This is a genomic window from Streptomyces cathayae (assembly GCF_029760955.1).
Taxonomy (GTDB): Bacteria; Actinomycetota; Actinomycetes; order Streptomycetales; family Streptomycetaceae; genus Streptomyces; species Streptomyces cathayae.
The window spans coordinates 248,414-267,423 of sequence record NZ_CP121682.1 but is presented as its reverse complement, the minus strand read 5'-3'; the positions used below and the strand labels follow the sequence as shown (position 1 = coordinate 267,423).

Genomic DNA, 19,010 nt, shown 5'->3' with positions numbered 1-19,010 from the left:
GGCCCGTGGTGAGGGGCCGGTGACCGGCTTTCGCTCACTCCCTGAGGAAGAACTGGTGCTGCTCGGCGACCTGTTCGTACTCATCGAGCCGGGTCCGGGTCCGCTCCGGGGCCGCGTCCGTCATGGCCTGGAGCAGTGCCGCGCACATCACGCTCGGAGCGGCGTAGGAGTCGAACACCAGGCGCGATCCGGTGCCGGTGGCGAAGGTGACGTCGGCTTCGTCGGCGAGGGGGCCCAGCGCCAGATCGGTGATCAGCGCGACCCGCAGCCCGGCGCCTCGGGCGACCCGCATCGCCGTCAGGGTCTCCTGGGCGTGCCGGGGCATGGAGAACGCCAGCACCCAGGTGCCGCCGGCCTCCCGTGACTGCAGGAGCGCGTCGTAGGCGACGCTGCCGCCCCGGGTCACCAGCCGGACGTCCGGGTGGATACGGCGGGCGGCGTAGGCGAAGTACTCGGCCAGCGAGACGGAGATGCGCAGCCCGAGCACGGTCAGCGGGGCGGACGCCGACAGCGTCCGGCCGATCTCGATGACCCGGTCGGTGTCGGCGAGGTCCCGCCGCAGGTTCTCCAGGTTCTCGATCTCGGCGTCCACCGCCGCCTGCAACTCGTTGTCCTGGTACGCCTCCGCCGGTCCGCCGGGGAGCGTGCCGAGGGCGATCGCCTGGAGCTCCTCCCGCAGCGCGGGGTACCCGCTGAACCCGACGACCGAGGCGAAGCGGGTCACCGAGGGCTGGCTCACCCCGACCCGCTCGGCGAGGTCGGTGATCGACAGGAACGCCGCCTCGGTGAGGTGCTCGATCAGGTACTGGGCGATGCGCCGCTGCCCCGGGGACAGCCGGGGCCGGTCGAACAGCGTGCGGAGTCGGGACGTCGGGGACACCTCCGGGTTCTGACCCGCCTTCCCCGAGGTGATCGCGGATGCCTGGGCGCGTGCCTGCTGCGGCGATGGCACCGGGGCGCCTCCTTCGTCTCCCACGAATGTCCAATTTAGCCCACGCACGGTGGCGGCCGGGCCCGAGCGATACCGAGGGCTGCCGGGCGGCCGACGTGCGCACGGCCCTGTCACCGCCGGTAGAGGGTGATGGAGTGGCCGACGTCGTCGACCGGGCGGCTGCTGTCGATCAACTCGGCCAGTCTGCCGGTCGCCTTGGCCGCCGCCGAGTCGGACACGGCCAGCACCCCGCGCACCCGGCCCGGTGGCACCCGCAGCGGATCGGCGGCGCGGATGCCGTAGTACGAGGGCACCCCGCTGCCCTTGTACACCAGCCAGATCCGCTCACCCCGGTACCGCTCGCGCAGCCGGTCGGCGAGCCGGCCGAGATCCTGGCCCCAGTCCACATTGGAGTCGTGCAGCCGCAGCCGCGTCTTCGCCGGGCCGCCGAAAGCCTCGTTGGAGTACGGCAGATAGTACGGATACGCCCGCAGCGAGCCGGCCGCGACGAACGCCACCAGCACCGCGGTGACCACCGCCACCCACCGCCACCGCAGGACGAGCACGCACCCCGCCGCCACCGCGAGGAACATCGGCAGGAACAGGGCGTACCGCGTGCCGAAGTCCCGGCTGCCGTACATGGCGGCGGCCAGCAGCACCGCCGGAGCCACCGTCAGATGGGGCGCCGCGGGCCGCAACCGCCGCACCGCCACCACCACGACGGCTCCGGCGGTCCACAGCGCGAGCGCGCCGAGCGGTGTTTTCACCAGCAGCGCGGCCGGCAGGTAGTACCAGAGGGAGCCGGTGTAGAGCCGGCCGAAGAGAAAGCCCTCCCAGGGGCGGTTCTCCAGGGCGAACTGGATGCGCACGCCGTCCCGGTAGGGCTCGGGGAACGGCAGCAACTCCACGGCCAGGCCCCGCAGTCCGTGCACCACGGGCACCTGCTGCGGGTCCCAGCGCAGTCGCGGATCGACGACCAGACAAGCGGCCCAGACGACGGCGACCGCGACCAGCCCGACGACGGACGCCCCGGCGAGCGCCCGCAGCAGCCTGCGCCCCGGCGTGCCCCTGGACGCACACCAGACCGGCACCGCGGCGAGTGCGAGCAGCACCGGAACCACGGGCAGCGTGCTCATCTTCGTCGCCAGCGCCGCCCCCAGTGCCGCACCGGCGAGCGGCAGATGGAGCCGGGGCCGCAGCCGGGCCCGCCACAGCAGCCACACCGAGGTCAGGACGAACCCGGCGGCCGGTACGTCGAGCGTCGCCAGTGAACCGTGGGCGATCACGTCGGGGGAGAGGCTGTACAGCGCGAGCGCGACCGACGCGCCCGCGTCACCGGTGAGTTCACGGGCGAAGGCGAACACCACGAGCCCGAACAGCAGGGTCAGCGCGATCACCGGAAGACGGGCCCACAGCATCAGCCGCCCCGGGTCGTTGCCCGACTCGTACAGCAGATGCCGCCCCAACTCGCCCTGGTTTCCCCGGAATCCGGGATCGAGGTGCGGATCCGCGACCGCGACCCCGGCGGCGACCACCAGCTTCCCGAGCGGTGGATGCTCGGGGTTGTACCGCAGGCTGCGCTCCTTCAGATACACGGCGGCCGTGCCCACGTACACCGGCTCGTCGATCGTCGGAGTCTGCCGCACGGCGGCGGTCACCATCGCGACGGCCATCTGCCCGAGCAGCAGCACCGTCACCACGGCCACCGGCCACCGCCGCCCCGGGCCGACCGGGCGGACCACGGCCGCCACCACCGGCCCGGAGCCCTGCTCACCCCTGCCGGGCAACGCCCGCTGCGGCCCGCGCCCCACCGGAAGACGACTCATACCGCCCCACTCTCGCACCGCCGCACCCCTGCCGGGCGTCAAGCAGCCGGCGGGGCGCGCCGCTCCTTTGGGCGGAGGCGGGGCACCGGGCGCGTGTCAGGCAGCGCGCCGCGCGACGGCCGGCGCGTGAGCGGCGAGGTCCGCCAGCGGGGCGCCGCTCAGCCGGCACACCGTCCAGTCGTCCAGGAACTCCGCCCCCAGCGACCGGTAGAAGCCGATCGCCGGCTCGTTCCAGTCCAGCACCACCCACTCGAAGCGCTCGAAACCGTTCTCCCGGCAGATCGCCGCGAGGGCGGCCAGCAGCGCCTTGCCGTGCCCGGCGCCCCGGGTGTGCGGACGTACGAAGAGGTCCTCCAGATACATCCCCCGGGTGCCGGTCCAGGTGGAGAAACGCGGGAACCACAGGGCGAAGCCCACGGCCCGGCCGTCGGCGTCGTCCTCGGCGATCAGGACGGACGCGGCGGGGTGCGCGCCGAACAACGCCTCGCGCAGCTGCTCCTCGGTGGCGCGGGACTGCTCGGCGGCCTTCTCGTAGGCGGCGAGTTCGTGGATCATCGCCAGGATCTCGGGGACGTCGTGCACGGTGGCGGTTCGGATCATGGACCGGAGCATGAATCACCGGGCCGTGCCGTGTCCATCGGGAACAGCCCGGTGGCCGGCCCGAGCCGTCCGGGCCGGCCACCGCATGCTCCGCGGACCTCGGCCGGTCGCGTCACCGGCCGTGCCGGGCAGCGGCACACTCACACCGCGGTGCCCGCGCGCGGCACCGCGGACGCCGGCACCACGAGGTCGGCGCGGTGCCGGGTCGGGGCGATCAGTTCGGCGTTGGGCTGGTCCGAGCGAAGGACCCAGGCCATCGCCTCGTCCTGGTGCTTGCCGAACTCCTCGTGACGGGCCACCAGCCGACGCAGCCGCTCCTCCTCGTCCAGCTCGCAGAACCACACCTCGTCGAGCTGCGGCCGGACCCGGGCCCAGGCGCCGGTGTCCAGCAGCAGGTAGTTCCCCTCCGTGACCACCAGCCGGGCCGTCGGCGGCACCGGCACGGCACCCGCGATCGGCTGCTCCAGCACCCGTTCGAAGCCGGGCGCGTACACGACGTCGTCGTACGTCTCCTCGCGCAGGCGTCGCAGCAGTTCCGCGTACCCGGCGGCGTCGAAGGTGTCCGGGGCGCCCTTGCGGTCCCGGCGGCCGAGCCGGTCCAGTTCGGCGTCGGCGAGGTGGAAGCCGTCCATGGGGACGTGCGCGACCCACGGCTCCCCGGTGCCGTTCAACTCCCGCACCAGGTGCCCGGCGAGCGTGGACTTGCCGGAGCCCGGACGGCCGGCGATACCGAGCACCGCGCGCCGGCCGGACCCGGTGAGGGCGCGGGCACGGCTGAGGAGATCGTCGAAGGCAGGTGTCACACGGACGAGTGTGGCACCCGCGCTCCTCGTGTTCACCGCCGAGCAGGGAAGGTGTCCGGTATGACGGATCTGGGTCTGCCCGAAAACATCCTGGCCTGCCTCTTCGACCTCGACGGCGTCATCACCAGGACGGCCGTCGTCCACGCGGCGGCCTGGAAGGAGACGTTCGACGCCTTCCTGCGCGAGCGGGACGGCGCCGGCTTCCGACCTTTCGACACCGACGACTACGCCGAGTACGTCGACGGCCGTCCGCGTGCCGACGGCGTACGCACCTTCCTCGCCTCCCGGGCCGTCGAGCTGCCCGAGGGGGAACCCGGGGACCCGCCCGACGCCCCGACCGTGCACGGGCTCGGCAACCGCAAGAACGAGCTGCTCCTGGAGCGGATCCGGGCCGGCGGTGTCGACGCCTACGAGGGCACCCTGCGGTACATCGAGGCGGTCCGCACCCGCCGGCTGCGCACCGCCGTCGTCTCCGCCAGCGCCAACTGCCTCGACGTGCTGCGCGCCATCGGTGCCGAGCACCTCTTCGACGTCCGGGTCGACGGCGTGGTGGCCGCCGAGCGCGGCCTCCCGGGCAAGCCGCGTCCCGACACCTTCCTCGCCGCGGCCCGGGACCTCGGTGTGCCTCCCGGCCGGGCCGCCGTGTTCGAGGACGCGCTGGCCGGCATGGACGCGGGCCGCGCCGGTCACTTCGGATACGTGGTCGGCGTGGACCGCGTCGGACGGCCGCAGGCGCTGTACGCCCACGGCGCCGACCGGGTCGTGACGGACCTCGAGGAACTCCTCGGGGAACCGGGGGAGCGGCGGCCCCCGCGGACGGGATGAGGCGAACGGCCGTACTCCGCTCCCCCCGTCCGCGCCTTGCGGGTTAATTTGACCGTGTTCGCGCTGTTCGCTCCGCTCGGGCCGTTCGCGCTGTTCATGTGCCGGTGCCTCGTCGGAGCAAGGGATGTGAGGGACGGACGATGCCCGACGGAAGCGGTCTCCTCCTCACCACAGGGCGGCGACGCGCGCACACGTCCCCGAACGCGCCCCGCCCGGCCGCCGGCACCGCACCGCTCGTGGCCCTGGCCGCCGTCTTCACCCTCGCCCAACTCGTCCTCGTCCGCCCGGGCCTGGGACTGGGCTGGGACGAGATCGTCTACGTCAGCCAGGTCACGTCCCACCATCCGGCCGCCTTCTTCAGCGCCCCGCGCTCCCGCGGCGTCTCGCTCCTGGTGGCGCCCGTCGCGTCCTGGTCCTCGTCCACCGTCCTGCTGCGCGTTTACCTCGCCCTGCTGTCCGGCCTCGCCCTGTACCTGGCGCTGCGCGCCTGGCGCGGTCTGTTCCCCACCCGCGTCCTGGTCACCTCCGGAGCCTTCTACGCCTCCCTGTGGGTGACCCTCTTCTACGGCCCCCAGGCCATGCCCAACCACTGGGTCGCGATCGGCGCCCTGATCACGGTCGGCTCCTTCCTGCGGTACCACGCCGACCCCTCGGCGCGCGGGGCACTGTGGGGCGTGGTGGCGGGGGCCGCGCTGATGGCGTGGATGCGGCCCACCGACGCCGTCTGGGTGGCGGTCCCCCTGTGCGTCCTCGCCCTGGCCGGCCGTCATGGGCGGCTGCTGCTCGCGTCGGCGGCGGGTCTCGCGGCGGGCGCGGCCGAATGGGTGGCCGAGGCCTACGCGGGATACGGCGGCCTGGGGGAGCGGCTGGCCGAGGCCTCCCGCATCCAGGGCGGGCTCGGCTGGCACATGGCCGTCGACGACCAGCTGCGCAGCCTGGGCGGGCGCGGCCTGTGCCGCCCCTGCACCGGGCCGATGCCCCACCCGGTGGTCACCCTCTGGTGGTTCGCGCTGCCCCTGCTCGCCGCCGTCGGACTGGTCGTCGCCGTACGGGCCCGGCGTGTCCTGCGTACCGTGCTGCCGCTGGCCTGCGCCACCACGGCCGCCCTCCCGTACCTGTTCATGATCGGGTACGCGGCCCCCCGCTTCCTCCAGCCCGCCTACGCCCTGCTCGCGATTCCCGTCGCCGACGGACTGTGGCACCTGGTCAGGAAACCGGCCGGGCAGTGGCGGCCGGGCGAGGGGTGGCGCCCGGCCGGGAGATGGCGACCGGCCGCGGCGGCACTGGTCGCGCTCGCCCTGGCCGGCCATCTGGCGGTGCAGCTGGCCGTCCTGGCGCACACCGTCGACCGCAACACCGAAAGCCGCCGCGACTGGACCCGCACCGCCGGCGAACTGCACCGGCTCGGCGTCCGCCCGCCCTGTCTGATCACCGGCCACGAGGCCATCCCCGTCGGCTACTACACCGGCTGCTCCTCCGGCGAGACCGGCGGGAACAACGAGAACACCACGGTGGCGGAGATCCTGCGCACCGCGGACCGCGTCCCCGTGGCCGCGCTCACCGGTCCCGGCGGCGTCCCACCCGACTACGCGCGGCCCTGGCCGGTCCACAAGATCAGCGACCTGGAGGTCCGCATCGCCCCGGCACCCCGGCAGGGTGCCTCCGGCTGACGCCCGGACCGCCGGGACGCGGCAGGGACCCGCACGCCGAATCGGGGTTGGGCGGCGCACAACGGGAAACGCGGATCCGACACCTGAGAGGAACGAGCCGACACAGCGTGACAGGGAGGACACCATGGGCACCGATCCGATGGCGGACGACGTGTACCAGCCCACCGGAGGCAACGAGGAGCAGCAGGACGCCGCGCCCCTCGACCGGCAGAACGCCGTCGACGAACGGACCTATGACGACATCCTGGACGAGGGGTACTCCCCGCCGGAGAAGCCGCTCGGCGTGACCCGGTACGGCACCACGGCCGCCGAACAGCACGAGGGCGAGAGCCTGGACGAACGGCTGGCCCAGGAAGTGCCCGACCCGGCCGTGCCCGGCGGGGACGGGGTGGGGGACCTCCCCGGGGGCGAGGGCGAACCGGTCGACCCGGAGACCGGCACCGAGCGTGCCGGACGCCTGGTCGCCCCGGACGAGGGCGTCCGTTTGGACAGCACGAAGGAGGCCGTCGCCGAGGACGTCGGCATCGACGCGGGGGCCGCCGGCGCGGAAGAAGCCGCTGTACACGTCGTGGAGGACGAAACGACGCTCCCGGAGGACCGGGGCGGGGACCGGGAGCAGAGCCGGGACGGGACCTGAGCTGATCTGATCCGCCCCGGCCGGGCCCGGCGGTGTCACGCCCCGGCCGGTCGGGGCGTGACACCGCCGGGCCCGGGGCTCAGGGAAGCAGCTTGTCCAGTGCGGCGGGTCCCTCCTCCGCCAGCTTGTGCTTGGCCCATTCGAGATTCTGCGGGGTGAGGTCCTTGCCGGAGGCAAGGACGAGGTCCTCCGGCGACACATCGGTGCCGGTACGGGCGTGGAGCAGGCCGTCCGGGGTGATGCGGTCCTCGGACGGCCTGGACTCCTCGGGCTGTGACGTCGACATCTTCTGGCTCCTCGGGTCCGGACGTTGTAGCGGCCCGGTGCGGTCATCGGGTCCGATATCACCATTCAACGCGGGAGCCCGCCGTGCATCCGGAACACGCGGGGCACCGCCTCGAAGGGCCGCTCCTCACGTGCAGGAGTACCTTCCCCGGCCCGCGGAAAACACTGCGAGGACGCCGTCCGGGTTCTAGAAGGGCGACAGCGTCAGGCGCAGGCCGGTGGGGGCCGTGTCCTGGATGTAGGAGGCGAAGTCGGCGACGTCGTCGAAGGCGAAGCCGTACGCCTTTCCGTCCTGGGTGGCCGTGTGCACAGCCTTGGAGTAGTGGTTGGTGAGCTCGGTCCGGTAGAAGGCCGAGGCGTCGGTGGTCGGCTGGTCGGGGTGGCTGAGCAGCGTCGAGCGGTTGAAGCCGGCGCCGAGCACGGCGGCGACCGGGCCGGTCGTACCGTCGTTGGGAGCGGCGAGCGCGCCGTCGCAGAAGAGCACGTCCCGCGTGGACGGCTTGCCGAAGGAGACCTGGGCGGGCCCGTCGAAGGTGAACCGGTCGCCGCGCACCCGGCCGGTGAAGGTGCCGGCGTTGGTGGTGATCCTCAGGTCCCGGCCGGTGTAGGTGCTCCACACCTCGTCGATGTACGGGGCGAGGTAGTCCTCGGCGAACAGGCCCGAGTCCAGTCCGTGTCCCGGCGCGATGATCCGGGTGTCGTCCACGACGAGCCGCGAGAACGCCTCCACCTGCCTGACGGCGTCGAACACGGCGCGGCGGCCCCCCTCGCGGAAGGCGCCCGTGGTCTGGTCCGCGGAGCCGGTGAGCCGGATGCTCAGCGGCAGGCTGAACATGTCGACCATCGTGGTGTTGCAGAACATGCCCGCGGAGTTGTAGGTGAACTCGGCACAGTCGTGCAGCACACCGTAGTCGGGGTCCGAGGTGACCCAGCCCGCCGGGTACTGCAGCGCCGCGTCGCCGTTGCCGTCCGTGACGGCCTTGAACTTGAGCTTCCCGCCGAGGGCCACGTAGACACGGCCGGACATGTACGGCAGGGACAGCCTGGTCTCGCCGCTGCCGGCCAGGCTGATCGCGTAGTCGGTGAAGCCGTCGGCGCCGTTGTCCGACAGGGCGATCGGGGCCAGGGTGCCGTCGGGGGTGACCCGTACCTGACGGCCGTCCTGGTTGCCCACGATGTAGAGGTGCACGCTCGCGTTGTCGAAGGAACCGCTGTTGTTGACGACCGTCAGCGGGAGGGAGCCCGCGGCGGTCGCGGCGGCCTTCGTGCCGGCGGGCGACTTCGCGAGGGCGTGGGGGGCGAGCGCGGCGACAGCGGGCGCGGCCACGGCTGCCCCACCGAGGGCGAAGAGGACCTTCCGGCGGCTGAGGGAACGCTGGTGACGAGGAGTCATGTGGGGGGTCTCCTGAGGTGATCGTGAGGGCTCTGGACGGCGTCGACCCGGCCCGGGACCTCGGGGCGTAGAACGCTCCGAGGGGGTGAGAGCGCTCTCAGGCCGTGCGCCGACGCCGGCGCACGGCCTTGATGGTACGGACCGCAACGACCCCCGCCAACGGCCCGACTTGTCCCTCGACCCGCCCTGACCAGCGGTTACTTCAACGGTGTACGGAAACCCCACGATTGCTTAAGCGCTTCTTAAGCGTCGTTTAAGCCGAGGGTGTCAGAGCTCGGAACGGGCCGCTCCGCTGTCGAGCAGGGTCTCCGCGGTGGCCAGGATCTCGGTGACGCGGAGCGCGAACGCGGCGTCGCAGGGGTGCGGCCTGCCGGTGTCCGCGGCGGCACGGAGCGCGTCGACGGCCCGCCCGAGGGCGGGAACCGCCCCGTCGGCGGTCTCCGGCAGGACGGTGACGCCGGACTTGCCGCGGAGTTCCACGGTGGCGCCGGCGGCGGCCGGGGGCGCGGTCAGGCTCAGGGTGACGGTGCTCGACGCGTCACTCGTGTGCTCCAGCACGAGATGGACGGTGTCACCGGGGCCGTGCGCCGCCGCCGACACCCGCCGGGCGTCGCCGAGCAGGGGCAGCAGTACGGACAGGGCGTGCGGGCCGACGTCCCACAGTGCCCCCTTCTCCCGCCGCCAGGGTGAGTCCGCGAACGGGCTGTCGCCGGAGGTGAACACCGACCCGAGCCACTCCGCCCGCGCGGTGAACCAACTGCCCACGCCCGCCTGTTCGCTGATCCACGCTGCCGGTTCGGGCTGGAAGCGGGTGGTGAAGAAGACCACGGAGGCGACCCGGGCCTCCTCGACCGCCTCCGCCACCGCCCGCCCCTGCGCCACCGTCGGGGCGAGCGGCTTGTCGAGCAGCAGATGGCGTCCCGCCCGCGCCGCACGGACCGCGAGGTCGGCCTGCACGTCCGGCGGCAGGGCCACGGCGACGGCGTCCACGTCGGCGATCAGCGCGTCGACGTCGTCGTACGCGCGCGTGCCGTGCCGGCCGGCCAGCTCCGCGGCGGCGTCGGAGCGGCGGCCCCACACGCCGACGAAGTCGAGGTCCTGGTGCCCGCTCAGCGCGGGGGCGTGCGCCAGCTGCGCCCAGGGGCCGGTGCCGAGCAGTCCGATACGCATGCCGTCGCTTCTCCCGTGCCGTGTCCGCCGCCGGCCGGTGGTGCCCGGCCCGATGTCGGCCCGAGCGTGTCACACCGGCCGGGGCGGCGGGACACCGGGTTCTCACCGATTCCGACCAGGTGAGCAAATGGGATGAATGTTTCGGTGCGATCCGGGTAGGCGCCCGTCACACTCGGAGATCAGAGAGAGGCGCTTTCGTGCTGGTACCGGATCCCAAGAGGGTCAGACAGTTGCTGACGCGTTACGCGACGCTGCGGATCGCGCAGGCGGAGAGGTACTCGCCCGTCGCGGCGCGCGAGCTGGAGGACATCACGTACACGCTCTGCGTGATGACGGGAACGGCCGGCATCCGCGAAGCCGTCGCCCGTGCGGACGCGCTGCTCACGGGGGAGCGGGCCGCGGCGGACATCCGGACCACGGACGTGGACGACGAGAGCGGCCGGACCCTGGTCGGGTGACGGTTCCCGGGCTGTGCCCGGCAGTTCCGCCGCCCTGTCGTCCCACCGCTCTGCCGTTCCGCCCTTCCGCCGAAGCCGACAGGCTTCCGGCTACGAGCCGGTGCTCGCGACGGGCCGCCGCCCGTGGAACGCCGACCGGTACGCATGCGGTGTGGTGCCCACCACCTTGCGGAACCGCTCACGGAACGCCGTGGGTGAGCCGAACCCCGACTGCTGGGCGATCCGTTCGACGGTGTGGTCGCTGTTCTCCAGCAGGTACTGGGCCCGCCGCACCCGCGCCCGCAGCAGCCACTGCACCGGCGTGGTGCCCGTCTGCTCACGGAACCGGCGGCCGAAGGTGCGCTCGCTCATCCCGGCGCGCGCCGCCATCGCCCCGAGGGTGACCTCGTGCGCCAGATGGTCCTCGAGCCACTCCAGAAGCGGCTCCAGGGTCGACCCTCGGGGCACGGGCGGGTACTGGTGCACGATGAACTGGGCCTGCCCGCCCTCCCGTTCCAGCGGCATGACGGACATCCGGGCCGTGTTCGCGGCCACGGCCGAGCCGAGGTCCCGGCGGATCATGTGCAGGCACATGTCCAGCGCGGCGGCGGCACCGGCCGAGGTGAGGAGCTGTCCGTTGTCGACGTAGAGCACGTCGGGCTGCACCTCGACGCGTGGAAAGTCACGGGCCAGCCGGTCCGCGGCCACCCAGTGCGTGGTGGCGCGCAGCCCGTCCAGCAGCCCGGCCTCCGCCAGGACGAACGCGCCCACGCACACCGAGGCGATCCGGGTGCCCGCCTCGGCCGCCCGGCGCAGTGCCGCGCGGACGGCGGGGGAGAGCGGCGCGGCACCCTCGGCACAACCCGGGACGATGATCGTGTCGGCGTCCGCCAGGGCCTCCAGCCCGCGGTCGACGCGCAGGACCAGCCCGCCGTCCGCCACCACCTCGGGTGTCTCCGCGCACGGGCGCACCCGGTAGGCGGGCCGGCCGTCGGGCAGGCGCGTCCAGTCGAAGGTCTGCATGGGGGCCGCCATGTCGAACGGGATGACCCGGTCGAGCAGCAGAATCGCCACGGAGTGCATGAACGCCACGATAGACGGATTCCCGCCACCCACAAGAGCCGGGTGGAGCCGGGACGGCGGTACGGCGACGGCCGGGAGGGCAGCTCGGCGGTGTTGGCGGGAACCCGTTGGAAGCTGTCGATCCGGCCCCTGGGCGATCGTCCCCCGGGCCCCTAACGTGGGCCCGGCACCGCTGATCGCACCAAGGAAAGAGCCCCGGTGACCAAGTTCCTGCTGTCCGTCCACGTCCTTGCCGCCATCATCGCCGTCGGTCCCGTGACCGTCGCGGCGAGCATGTTCCCGCCGGCGGTGCGCCGGGCCGCCGCCGAGGGCGGCGGGTCCGCGGCGACGGCGGTGACCACTGCCGGAGTGCTGCACCGTATCTGCGGGGTCTACTCCCGGATCGGGATCGCGGTGCCCGTCCTCGGGCTGGCCACGGCTCTCGCCATGGGGGTTCTGGGCGACGGCTGGCTCATCACCTCCATCGCCCTGACGGCGGCCGCCGCGGGCGTCCTGATCGCCTTCGTCCTGCCCGGCCAGGAGGAGTTCGTCGAGCAGTTGGCGCAGGGCCGCGCCGTCGACCGGCAGGCCACGGTGCGACTGGCCCTGTCCACCGGTGTGTTCAACCTGCTGTGGGCGACGGTCACGATCCTCATGATCGTTCGCCCCGGCTCCACGACGGGGGCCTGACCGGGCTTGTCCGGTCCGGTCCGGCCGGGTCCGGACCGCGCCGCGCCGGTCCCGGCCGGACCGGGGCGCGCGTCGGCCGCCCCTCCTGTCCCGGTCTGCGTGAAGTCGTACGGGTGAATTCCCGCTTCATGGTGTCCGGGCGCCTACACTCGGCAGTCGCGCCTCCCGCTCCGGGGGCGACGAGCAGAGAGGCACGTTGCCGGGTGTTCCAGGATTCCCCCATCTACGACCGACTCATCACGGAGCGCGGCGATGTGCCCGCACAGGTCCGCAGGGAGGCCGAACGAGTGAGCAGGGAAATGGAGCTGGTCATGCGGCCCCTGCAGTCGTCCGGGTACACCCCGGGCCTCGACCGTCCGCAGTCCCCGGGCAACGGCTGGCAACGCACCGCCCTGTTGCCCGCCCCTCGGCCGCACTGACCCGGAGCGAAGGGCCCGTACCGCCGCGCCCAGGCGTGGTGGCGGGGCCTCAGTGCGCCGTGGTGCGTACCCCGTTGACCCCCGGAGTCTCTCCGGGGGCGGGCCGGGACAGCCACTCGGCGACGGCGCGGGCGATCGGCTGTCCCGTCTCCACCTCGACGAATCCGAACTGACCCGACTGGTTGCACTCCAGGAACCACCACGTTCCGTCCGCGTCCTCGACGAAGTCGAATGCTCCGTACGCCAGTTCGGCCTCGCGCAGATAGGCGTGGACCGCGTCGGCGGTGCGCTGCGGCACCTCGACCGGCTCCCAGGGGGAGGGGGATGTGGCGAAGCGCACATCGACCTCCGCCGGTTCCGCGTCCGGGGCCGTCGCCTTGCGGGCGGCCAGCAGGCGCTCGCCCACGGCGGTGAGCCGGATGTCGGCCCGCTTCGCGATCCGCCGCTGGAGCAGCGTCGGTCCGAACGCCACGGCGGCGAAGTCGGTGTCCGGCGCCACCCGGCTGGTCGGCACGGCCCGCGGCGGATCCTGCGGATGCGCACCGGAGACCGGTTTGACCACCAGGTCCGGGAAGCGCTCGGCGAACTCCCGGGCGGCGCGCGGGAAAGTCGTGATCACCGTGGCGGGCACGGGCAGGCCGCAGCGCTGGGCCAGCCGTAGCTGCCATGGCTTGTGACGGGCCTGCCGGGCCGCGTCCGGATGGTTCATCCAGCGGGCGTCCGAGCCGCGCAGCATGCCGTAGAGGGCCTGGGCGGCCTCCTCGGTCAGCCACGGAGACGGCTGGGTCGCCCGCCCGGCCGGGGGGCCCGGCCTGCGCACCCACACGGACCGCAGCCCGCCGATGCTCACCAGCCGCCCCCCGGCGGAGAGATGGCCGCGAAAGCGGCCGTGGACGTATTCACCCGAGAGCGAGACCCCGCCGGTCAGATCCGCCGGGTCGACGCGCACCACCGGAACCCCGGAACCGTGCAGGTGCACGATCACCATGTCGGCGGTCACGTCCTCTTCACAGGTGAGGATCAGTACGGTCATCGTCTGTGGTCCATGGTCAGTCGTCGAAGTGGGTCTTGGACCCCGCGGTGGACGTCGTGGTGCCCACCTCCCGCAACAGTGCGTGATCGCAGGCCGCCACCCGTCCGTCGACGAGTACGTTCAACTGCAGTCCAGAGTCGTACACATACGGAGTGGTTACGGCCAACTCCGGTGCCGGACGTGCGTAGTTGAGCGCGAACGGTTGCATCGTCTCTCCCTCGTCGGTACCGCGCCGACCAGCGGCGGCCCACCGTGCGCCGCCGCTTGGTCCGCCGACCTGTTTCGGCTTCCAGAGACTTATACGAATCGAACGGGTGGTTGGTTTCCTTACGGAGCGTAGTCATCGGCGGGTTCACGGTCCGGTCGCCGGGGCGTCGCCCCGAGGGAACGTGCGCCGAGGGAGCCGCGCATGGTGCGCAGGGCGAGCAGCAGGACGCCGATGTCGTCCAGATAGATGGGGTCGGGCAGCAGGTCGGCCGGCAGCACCAGATAGAGGACCGCACCCCAGAAGACCCAGCGCGGGCCCGTGGGCAGACCGGCGTCCCGCAACGCCCGCCGGGTGCGCACCAGCCGCACCAGGACGGCCACGGCGCAGGCCAGCACGGCGGCCGCGACGACGGCGACGACGAGTACCACGGTGGTGTCCACGGAGTGTCCTCCTCCAAGTGCGGCGAGGCGATGGTCTCTCTGTCTGGATGCCCGGTAACGGCCCCGGCTATGACATCCGCCGGACGCATGGAGCAATACAGGTCACACCCATGGCCCAGCCGAGTGGCCGCGCGGGGCGAGGGCGCCTAGTAATGGTCCACGTAACGTCGCTCGTCGTACGTCCGGGGGCGAGGAGCGGCCTCAGCCTTCTTCATGGAGCCGAGCATGACCACCTGCTCTTCGACACCCTCCTCGAACACCTCGAACATCTCGAACGAATCCGCGATACCTGCTGGTGCGGACCCGGCACTCCCGCCGGCACCGCCGCCGGCGCCCCCTCCGTCCGCCGCGACGGTCTCCGGCACCGGCACCGTCCTGCTGGACCCGGCCCGGCCCGGCGCCGCGGACGCCGTCGGCGGCCTGATGTGCGCGGCGGTGTCGGACCGCCCCCTGGAGGAGGTCGCCGACCTCATCACGTCACTGGCTCGCTCGCCCGAGCACACGCCGACCGTGGTCGACGCCCTGCGCGCCGTCGGGGTGGGCCGGTCCGTGGAGGACGTCGCCCGTCTGGTCGCCCTGCTGACCCGGCCGCCCCGCGACGCCGACAGCGCCGACGAGGTGATCCGGGCCGCGGCGGCGCACCGTCCCGTGGCGGACGTGACCCGGCTGGTGGCGCTGCTGCAGGACGGGGAACTGGCGCCCCACTGCCGTGAGGAGGCGTTGCGGGCCGCAGCCTCGGGCCGCTCCGTCGAGGAACTGATCGAGCTGATAGACCGGCTGGCGGCGCAGGAGCCGCCGGAACGCTCCGGCAGTCCGGCGACGGCCCCGCAGGCCCCGCCCCGCTCCGACGACGACCACGGCGAGGAGGACGACGACGCGTACGAAGACCGGCACCGAGCCGCGTACCGAGCCGGGAACAGCGGCCGGGGCGGGGACCGGAGAGGCAGCCGGGACGACGAGGAAGCCGGGGACGGGCGCGGAACGACGCCGGAGGCCGGGTACCGGACCGTCCACCACGGTGCCCGGGGCGCGGCGGCCCTGCGCTCGAGACGGCGGATCAGGCACCACCGGCCCCGCGCGCGAACGGGGCAGGGCACGCGGCCCGGCCGGAGACCCGACGGCGGCGTCCCCGAACACCCGCCCGAACCGGCGGACCGGTCCCTGACCTGGTCCAGCTGGCTCGCCGCGGTGGCCCTCGCCCTGTGCGCGGTGGCCCACTTCCCCCTGCACTGCGACGGTTCCGCGCTGGGCCTGCACGCCCTCACCGTCGGCCTGTCGGTGCTCTGCACGGCACTGGCCCTGATCCTGGTGGTGCGCCCCGGCGCGCTGGTGCTCGCGCCGGCGGTCGTCGTACCCGCGGCCCTGGTCGGGGCGCACGCCTACGGTCCGTCCTTCCCGTCCGTCCTCCTGTCACGGGCCGTCCGCCTCGCGCTCGCCCCGCAGTGGCTGGCCAGTGCGGCGGCCGTCACCGCCGCGCTGCTGGCGCTGACGGCCCTGGTCGTCCGGGTGGCGTCACCGCTCCCCGGCAGACACTGGGCGGTGTGGCCGGCACCCGGGACACACCGGATGCCGGACTGAGCGCGCGCCGGCCGAGGAGGAACGCCGGGTTCACCGGGCACGGACCGGGGCCGACCGGGCACGGACCGGGAAGGCCCTACGGGCCCGAAGCCGCCGACTGCCCGTCGGCGGCGGGCGGGGCCCCGCGCTCCTCCTCGGCGGCCGACGGACGACGCGCCGCCCTGGGAGCGAACTTCAGGCGCTCCAGCGTGCGTGTCAGCTGCCGCACGGGCGACGGAACCGGCGTACCGCCGGGCGGCAGGGCACGGGGCCCGGAGGCCGCGGCGGACTCCCGGTAGGCGGCCAGTGCCTCGTGCGCGCTCTCGGCCGCCTCGCGGTACAGGTCGCGGGACTTCGTCATGGCCTCCAGCGCGTCGGCGTACATGGCGACCAGCCGGCGCTCGCGGGCGAGCTCCTCCTCCAGGGTCAGCAGACGCCAGTCCTCCCGCAGCGCGGTCAGGGCGGCCTCGGCGCCGTCCGGCAGCGGACGCGGCAGCGCCGCGAACCGGCTCACCGCGTCGACCAGTTCGGCGGGGCGGGTGCCGTCCAGGAACACCGCGCGCACCGAGAACTCCCCGGCGTCGTAGCCGTCCGGGACCGGCCGGCCCGGCAGGACCACCGCACCGCCGCGCGGCACCTCGACACCGGAGTCCCGCAGCGCCCAGTTCACGACCCGCAGCTGATGCGGCGAGGCCCGGTGCTCCACCACGCGATGCCGCAGCCCCGACGGCAGCCAGTAGGCGAGCGGCAGCCGGCCGCGGGCGTCGGTGGTCATCGCCTCATGGACGACGACGTGGATGTTCCACCCGTTCCCGCCCGCGCTCCGCGCGCAGTCGCGCAGCAGCCGCCGTACGGCCTTGTCGTCCTCGGGGAGCGGATTGACCTCTCCCAGCCGCAGCCCCGTGGCCGCGTCGTGGTTCCAGCCCGGGTCCGGGTCGTCCAGGGGCCAGAACATGCCCGCGGGGGACGGCCATGTGGGGTCCCAGGGCTGCTCGGCCTCGGCGACCAGGACCCAGCGCTGCCCGTCCCCGTCGGCGGGACCGAGGCTCAGCCGGGCACGCACGGTCACCGCCCCGGTGACCCGGACACGGGCCTGGAACACCCGGTCCGGCGTGTCGGGCCGCGTCCCGTACCCCGCTTCGGGCACGTCGTCGGGCACGTCGTCGGGCACTTCGAGGAAGGCGTCGATGACCCCGCCACCCTCCAGCCGGGGCAGGGTGCGACGGAGCACGCCCAGCGCTGCGGCACCGGTGTACCGGCCGGCGGTGAGCCAGACGGACGGAGGGATCGTGGGGTGGGCTGTGCGTGAGGTAGGCATGGGTCCAGGGGTGAACGGGGGCACGTGCTCCTGCCATTGTCGTCGCTGTCGGACGGCGGGCTGACGCGGGTCCCGCCGGGCGGCGGTCCTCATCCGCGGCTACCCGCGCGGTGGGGCTCTCATGTGTCACGTGTCATCCCCGCACGCGGGTCCCGCGCACGGGGTGTGGGGGGCGCACACATGGCGGAAGGCTTTCACTTGTGGTCGCGACAGTACCCGGTCCCCACAATGGAATCCGGTGGGCAGGGCCGACCCGCCGTCCGCACAGGGGAAGGCCCTGCCCCTCCGTACAGGGGGAAACCCGCGCGCACCCCGCCGCCCACCGGACCGGGAAAATCGGCGACGTTATCAGTACCGGGGCGCCCTTGTCGCATATTCCAAGGGAAAACACCGAACCCCTCACCTCGGTAGAGCACACACCGTAGCGTCGACGTCACGTTCGCGGTACAGCCGTGCGATGAGGGGGGATCCGGCGTGCCCGGAATCGACGAGAGCCTGCTGGAAGCCATGCGACTGCCTGGTGCGCGGGGTGCGCTGGTGGTCGACTGGATCAGTGGACTCGCGCTGGGCGCGGTGGGCGAGGCACCGGGCGACGACCCGGAGGCGACAGCGGCGGAGACCGCCGAACTCGCCCGCCTCGCCATGGAGAGCGGCACCCTCGCACCGGCCGACGGCGGCCTGTCCGTCGCGTCCGTCGCCTCCGGCAAGGAACCACCCGTCCAGGACCTCATCCTCACCACCGTCGACGCGTACCACCTGCTCCGGTTCGTCATCACGGCCTTCGACAGCACCGTGTTCCTGTACCTGTGGCTCGACCGCCGCGACGGCAACCTGGCCCTGGCCCGCATCCGGCTGGCCGAGATGGCGGACCGGCTGGTGCTCGGATGACCACGGCGGCACCCATCGAGGGCTCGGCACCCGCCGGCAGATCGGCACCGGCCGTGCTGGGCAGCCTCGCGGCGGACCGCGCCACCGGGGCCCTCTCCACCGAGTCCGGGGTCTTCTACCTGGCGGCGGGGCACGTCGTCCACGTCGAATCCGTGTACAGCCCCGACCTCGGCGATCTGCTCACCCGCAGCGGCGCCCTCCCGGCCGACGGCTGGTGGGAGGCGGTCGAGCGGGCCGGGGCCCGCCACCGCGTCGGCCGCCAGCTGGTCGACAGCGGCCGTCTCACCGCGGGCGCGCTGGAACTGTGCCACACGGGCGCGCTGTTCGACGCGGCGTACTTCGCGCTGGCCCAGGACACCGCCGCACTCCGCTTCCGCCCGGAAGCAGCGCACTGGCTCGGCACGGTCCGCCCGGTTCCGGTGCACAGCGTGCTGCGCGAGTCGCGGCGCCGCCGTGATCTGCTGCACCGCATCTGGCCCGATCCCGCCGTCGACACCGCCCCGCTCACCCGGGCACCCGGCGCCGACCCGGCGGACCTGCCGCCCCGCCGCGGCCGGACCCTCGCCCGGGTCGACGGGACCAGCACCGCCGCGCAGATCGCCTCGGCCCTGGCGTGCCGCACCTTCCACACCCTCGTCGAACTGCGACGCCTGGCCGCCGCCGGACTGATCACCCCCGCACCGCCCCCGCCCCCGCCCGTCGCCACCGTCCCCCACGGCACCGGCGAAGCCGGCTCCGCGTGGGACGAGCCCGACACAGCGCTGCTGCGACGGCTCCTGGACGCCTTGGAGGCCCTGTGATCCGCGCGCGTCGACAGC

21 protein-coding genes are annotated in these 19,010 nt (G+C 73.5%); 9 read left to right on the top strand and 12 right to left on the bottom strand.

The features are described from left to right. Positions 1–34 precede the first annotated feature (34 nt). From PYS65_RS01260 to PYS65_RS01245, 4 genes are all read right to left on the bottom strand, one after another. The gene (locus PYS65_RS01260) at positions 35–952 is read right to left on the bottom strand and encodes a MurR/RpiR family transcriptional regulator (RefSeq protein ID WP_279331819.1); all 918 of its coding nucleotides are present in this window, start codon (positions 950–952) and stop codon (positions 35–37) included. Positions 953–1,062: 110 nt separating this feature from the next. After that, positions 1,063–2,604 carry a phospholipid carrier-dependent glycosyltransferase gene (locus PYS65_RS01255; RefSeq protein ID WP_279337812.1) on the bottom strand — a complete coding sequence of 514 codons (1,542 nt, stop codon included), beginning with the start codon at positions 2,602–2,604 and terminating at the stop codon, positions 1,063–1,065. Between the two features lie 249 nt (positions 2,605–2,853). Further along, positions 2,854–3,357 (bottom strand): GNAT family N-acetyltransferase, encoded by a 504-nt coding sequence (locus PYS65_RS01250; RefSeq protein WP_279331818.1) that lies wholly within the window; start codon positions 3,355–3,357, stop codon positions 2,854–2,856. 140 nt (positions 3,358–3,497) lie between these two features. Next, entirely contained in the window at positions 3,498–4,160 is a 663-nt protein-coding gene (locus tag PYS65_RS01245) for a nucleoside/nucleotide kinase family protein (protein WP_279331817.1), read from the bottom strand. Between the two features lie 60 nt (positions 4,161–4,220). Here PYS65_RS01245 and PYS65_RS01240 point away from each other — a divergent pair, with 60 nt between their 5' ends. The 3 genes from PYS65_RS01240 (at position 4,221) to PYS65_RS01230 (ending at position 7,292) form a co-directional block, all read left to right on the top strand. Further along, positions 4,221–4,985, top strand: a complete 765-nt coding sequence (locus PYS65_RS01240) for an HAD family hydrolase (protein WP_279331816.1) — start codon at positions 4,221–4,223, stop codon at positions 4,983–4,985. A gap of 140 nt (positions 4,986–5,125) precedes the next feature. Next, positions 5,126–6,655 carry a hypothetical protein gene (locus PYS65_RS01235; RefSeq protein WP_279331815.1) on the top strand — a complete coding sequence of 510 codons (1,530 nt, stop codon included), beginning with the start codon at positions 5,126–5,128 and terminating at the stop codon, positions 6,653–6,655. A gap of 124 nt (positions 6,656–6,779) precedes the next feature. Further along, positions 6,780–7,292 (top strand): DUF5709 domain-containing protein, encoded by a 513-nt coding sequence (locus PYS65_RS01230; RefSeq protein WP_279331814.1) that lies wholly within the window; start codon positions 6,780–6,782, stop codon positions 7,290–7,292. A 79-nt stretch (positions 7,293–7,371) separates the two neighbouring features. Here PYS65_RS01230 and PYS65_RS01225 read toward each other — a convergent pair whose 3' ends face one another. The 3 genes from PYS65_RS01225 to PYS65_RS01215 form a co-directional block, all read right to left on the bottom strand. After that, complete coding sequence (locus tag PYS65_RS01225) at positions 7,372–7,578, bottom strand: hypothetical protein (RefSeq protein ID WP_279331813.1); 207 nt, start codon at positions 7,576–7,578, stop codon at positions 7,372–7,374. A gap of 186 nt (positions 7,579–7,764) precedes the next feature. After that, the gene (locus PYS65_RS01220) at positions 7,765–8,970 is read right to left on the bottom strand and encodes a glycoside hydrolase family 64 protein (protein ID WP_279331812.1); all 1,206 of its coding nucleotides are present in this window, start codon (positions 8,968–8,970) and stop codon (positions 7,765–7,767) included. A gap of 267 nt (positions 8,971–9,237) precedes the next feature. Next, positions 9,238–10,140 (bottom strand): Gfo/Idh/MocA family protein, encoded by a 903-nt coding sequence (locus tag PYS65_RS01215; RefSeq protein ID WP_279331811.1) that lies wholly within the window; start codon positions 10,138–10,140, stop codon positions 9,238–9,240. A gap of 197 nt (positions 10,141–10,337) precedes the next feature. On the opposite strand from PYS65_RS01215, the gene PYS65_RS01210 reads away from it, so the two are divergent. Next, entirely contained in the window at positions 10,338–10,598 is a 261-nt protein-coding gene (locus tag PYS65_RS01210; RefSeq protein ID WP_279331810.1) for a DUF5133 domain-containing protein, read from the top strand. A 90-nt stretch (positions 10,599–10,688) separates the two neighbouring features. Here PYS65_RS01210 and PYS65_RS01205 read toward each other — a convergent pair whose 3' ends face one another. Then, on the bottom strand, positions 10,689–11,660 hold the full coding sequence (locus tag PYS65_RS01205) for a GlxA family transcriptional regulator (RefSeq protein ID WP_279331809.1): 972 nt from the start codon (positions 11,658–11,660) through the stop codon (positions 10,689–10,691). A 198-nt stretch (positions 11,661–11,858) separates the two neighbouring features. Between PYS65_RS01205 and PYS65_RS01200 the strand changes: the two genes are divergently transcribed. Both PYS65_RS01200 and PYS65_RS01195 read left to right on the top strand, forming a co-directional pair. After that, the gene (locus tag PYS65_RS01200; protein WP_279331808.1) at positions 11,859–12,329 is read left to right on the top strand and encodes a hypothetical protein; all 471 of its coding nucleotides are present in this window, start codon (positions 11,859–11,861) and stop codon (positions 12,327–12,329) included. Positions 12,330–12,532: 203 nt separating this feature from the next. After that, positions 12,533–12,748: a hypothetical protein gene (locus PYS65_RS01195; RefSeq protein ID WP_279331806.1), complete on the top strand. Its 216-nt coding sequence runs from the start codon at positions 12,533–12,535 to the stop codon at positions 12,746–12,748. Positions 12,749–12,797: 49 nt separating this feature from the next. Here PYS65_RS01195 and tgmB read toward each other — a convergent pair whose 3' ends face one another. The 3 genes from tgmB to PYS65_RS01180 all read right to left on the bottom strand — a co-directional run bounded on the left by tgmB (position 12,798) and on the right by PYS65_RS01180 (position 14,429). After that, the gene (tgmB, locus tag PYS65_RS01190) at positions 12,798–13,781 is read right to left on the bottom strand and encodes an ATP-grasp ribosomal peptide maturase (RefSeq protein WP_279331805.1); all 984 of its coding nucleotides are present in this window, start codon (positions 13,779–13,781) and stop codon (positions 12,798–12,800) included. Positions 13,782–13,797: 16 nt separating this feature from the next. Further along, positions 13,798–13,989 (bottom strand): putative ATP-grasp-modified RiPP, encoded by a 192-nt coding sequence (tgmA, locus tag PYS65_RS01185; protein ID WP_279331803.1) that lies wholly within the window; start codon positions 13,987–13,989, stop codon positions 13,798–13,800. Between the two features lie 119 nt (positions 13,990–14,108). After that, positions 14,109–14,429 (bottom strand): YkvA family protein, encoded by a 321-nt coding sequence (locus PYS65_RS01180; RefSeq protein WP_279331801.1) that lies wholly within the window; start codon positions 14,427–14,429, stop codon positions 14,109–14,111. Between the two features lie 225 nt (positions 14,430–14,654). On the opposite strand from PYS65_RS01180, the gene PYS65_RS01175 reads away from it, so the two are divergent. Then, complete coding sequence (locus PYS65_RS01175; RefSeq protein ID WP_279331800.1) at positions 14,655–16,007, top strand: hypothetical protein; 1,353 nt, start codon at positions 14,655–14,657, stop codon at positions 16,005–16,007. A 76-nt stretch (positions 16,008–16,083) separates the two neighbouring features. Here PYS65_RS01175 and PYS65_RS01170 read toward each other — a convergent pair whose 3' ends face one another. Further along, positions 16,084–17,304, bottom strand: coding sequence for a hypothetical protein (locus PYS65_RS01170; RefSeq protein WP_279331799.1), 1,221 nt, complete (start codon positions 17,302–17,304; stop codon positions 16,084–16,086). A 474-nt stretch (positions 17,305–17,778) separates the two neighbouring features. Here PYS65_RS01170 and PYS65_RS01165 point away from each other — a divergent pair, with 474 nt between their 5' ends. Together PYS65_RS01165 and PYS65_RS01160 are read left to right on the top strand one after the other, a co-directional pair. Continuing rightward, positions 17,779–18,192, top strand: coding sequence for a hypothetical protein (locus PYS65_RS01165; RefSeq protein ID WP_279331798.1), 414 nt, complete (start codon positions 17,779–17,781; stop codon positions 18,190–18,192). Then, positions 18,189–18,992: a hypothetical protein gene (locus PYS65_RS01160; protein WP_279331796.1), complete on the top strand. Its 804-nt coding sequence runs from the start codon at positions 18,189–18,191 to the stop codon at positions 18,990–18,992. The genes PYS65_RS01165 and PYS65_RS01160 overlap by 4 nt, the downstream gene beginning before the upstream one ends. The last annotated feature ends 18 nt before the right edge of the window (positions 18,993–19,010 follow it).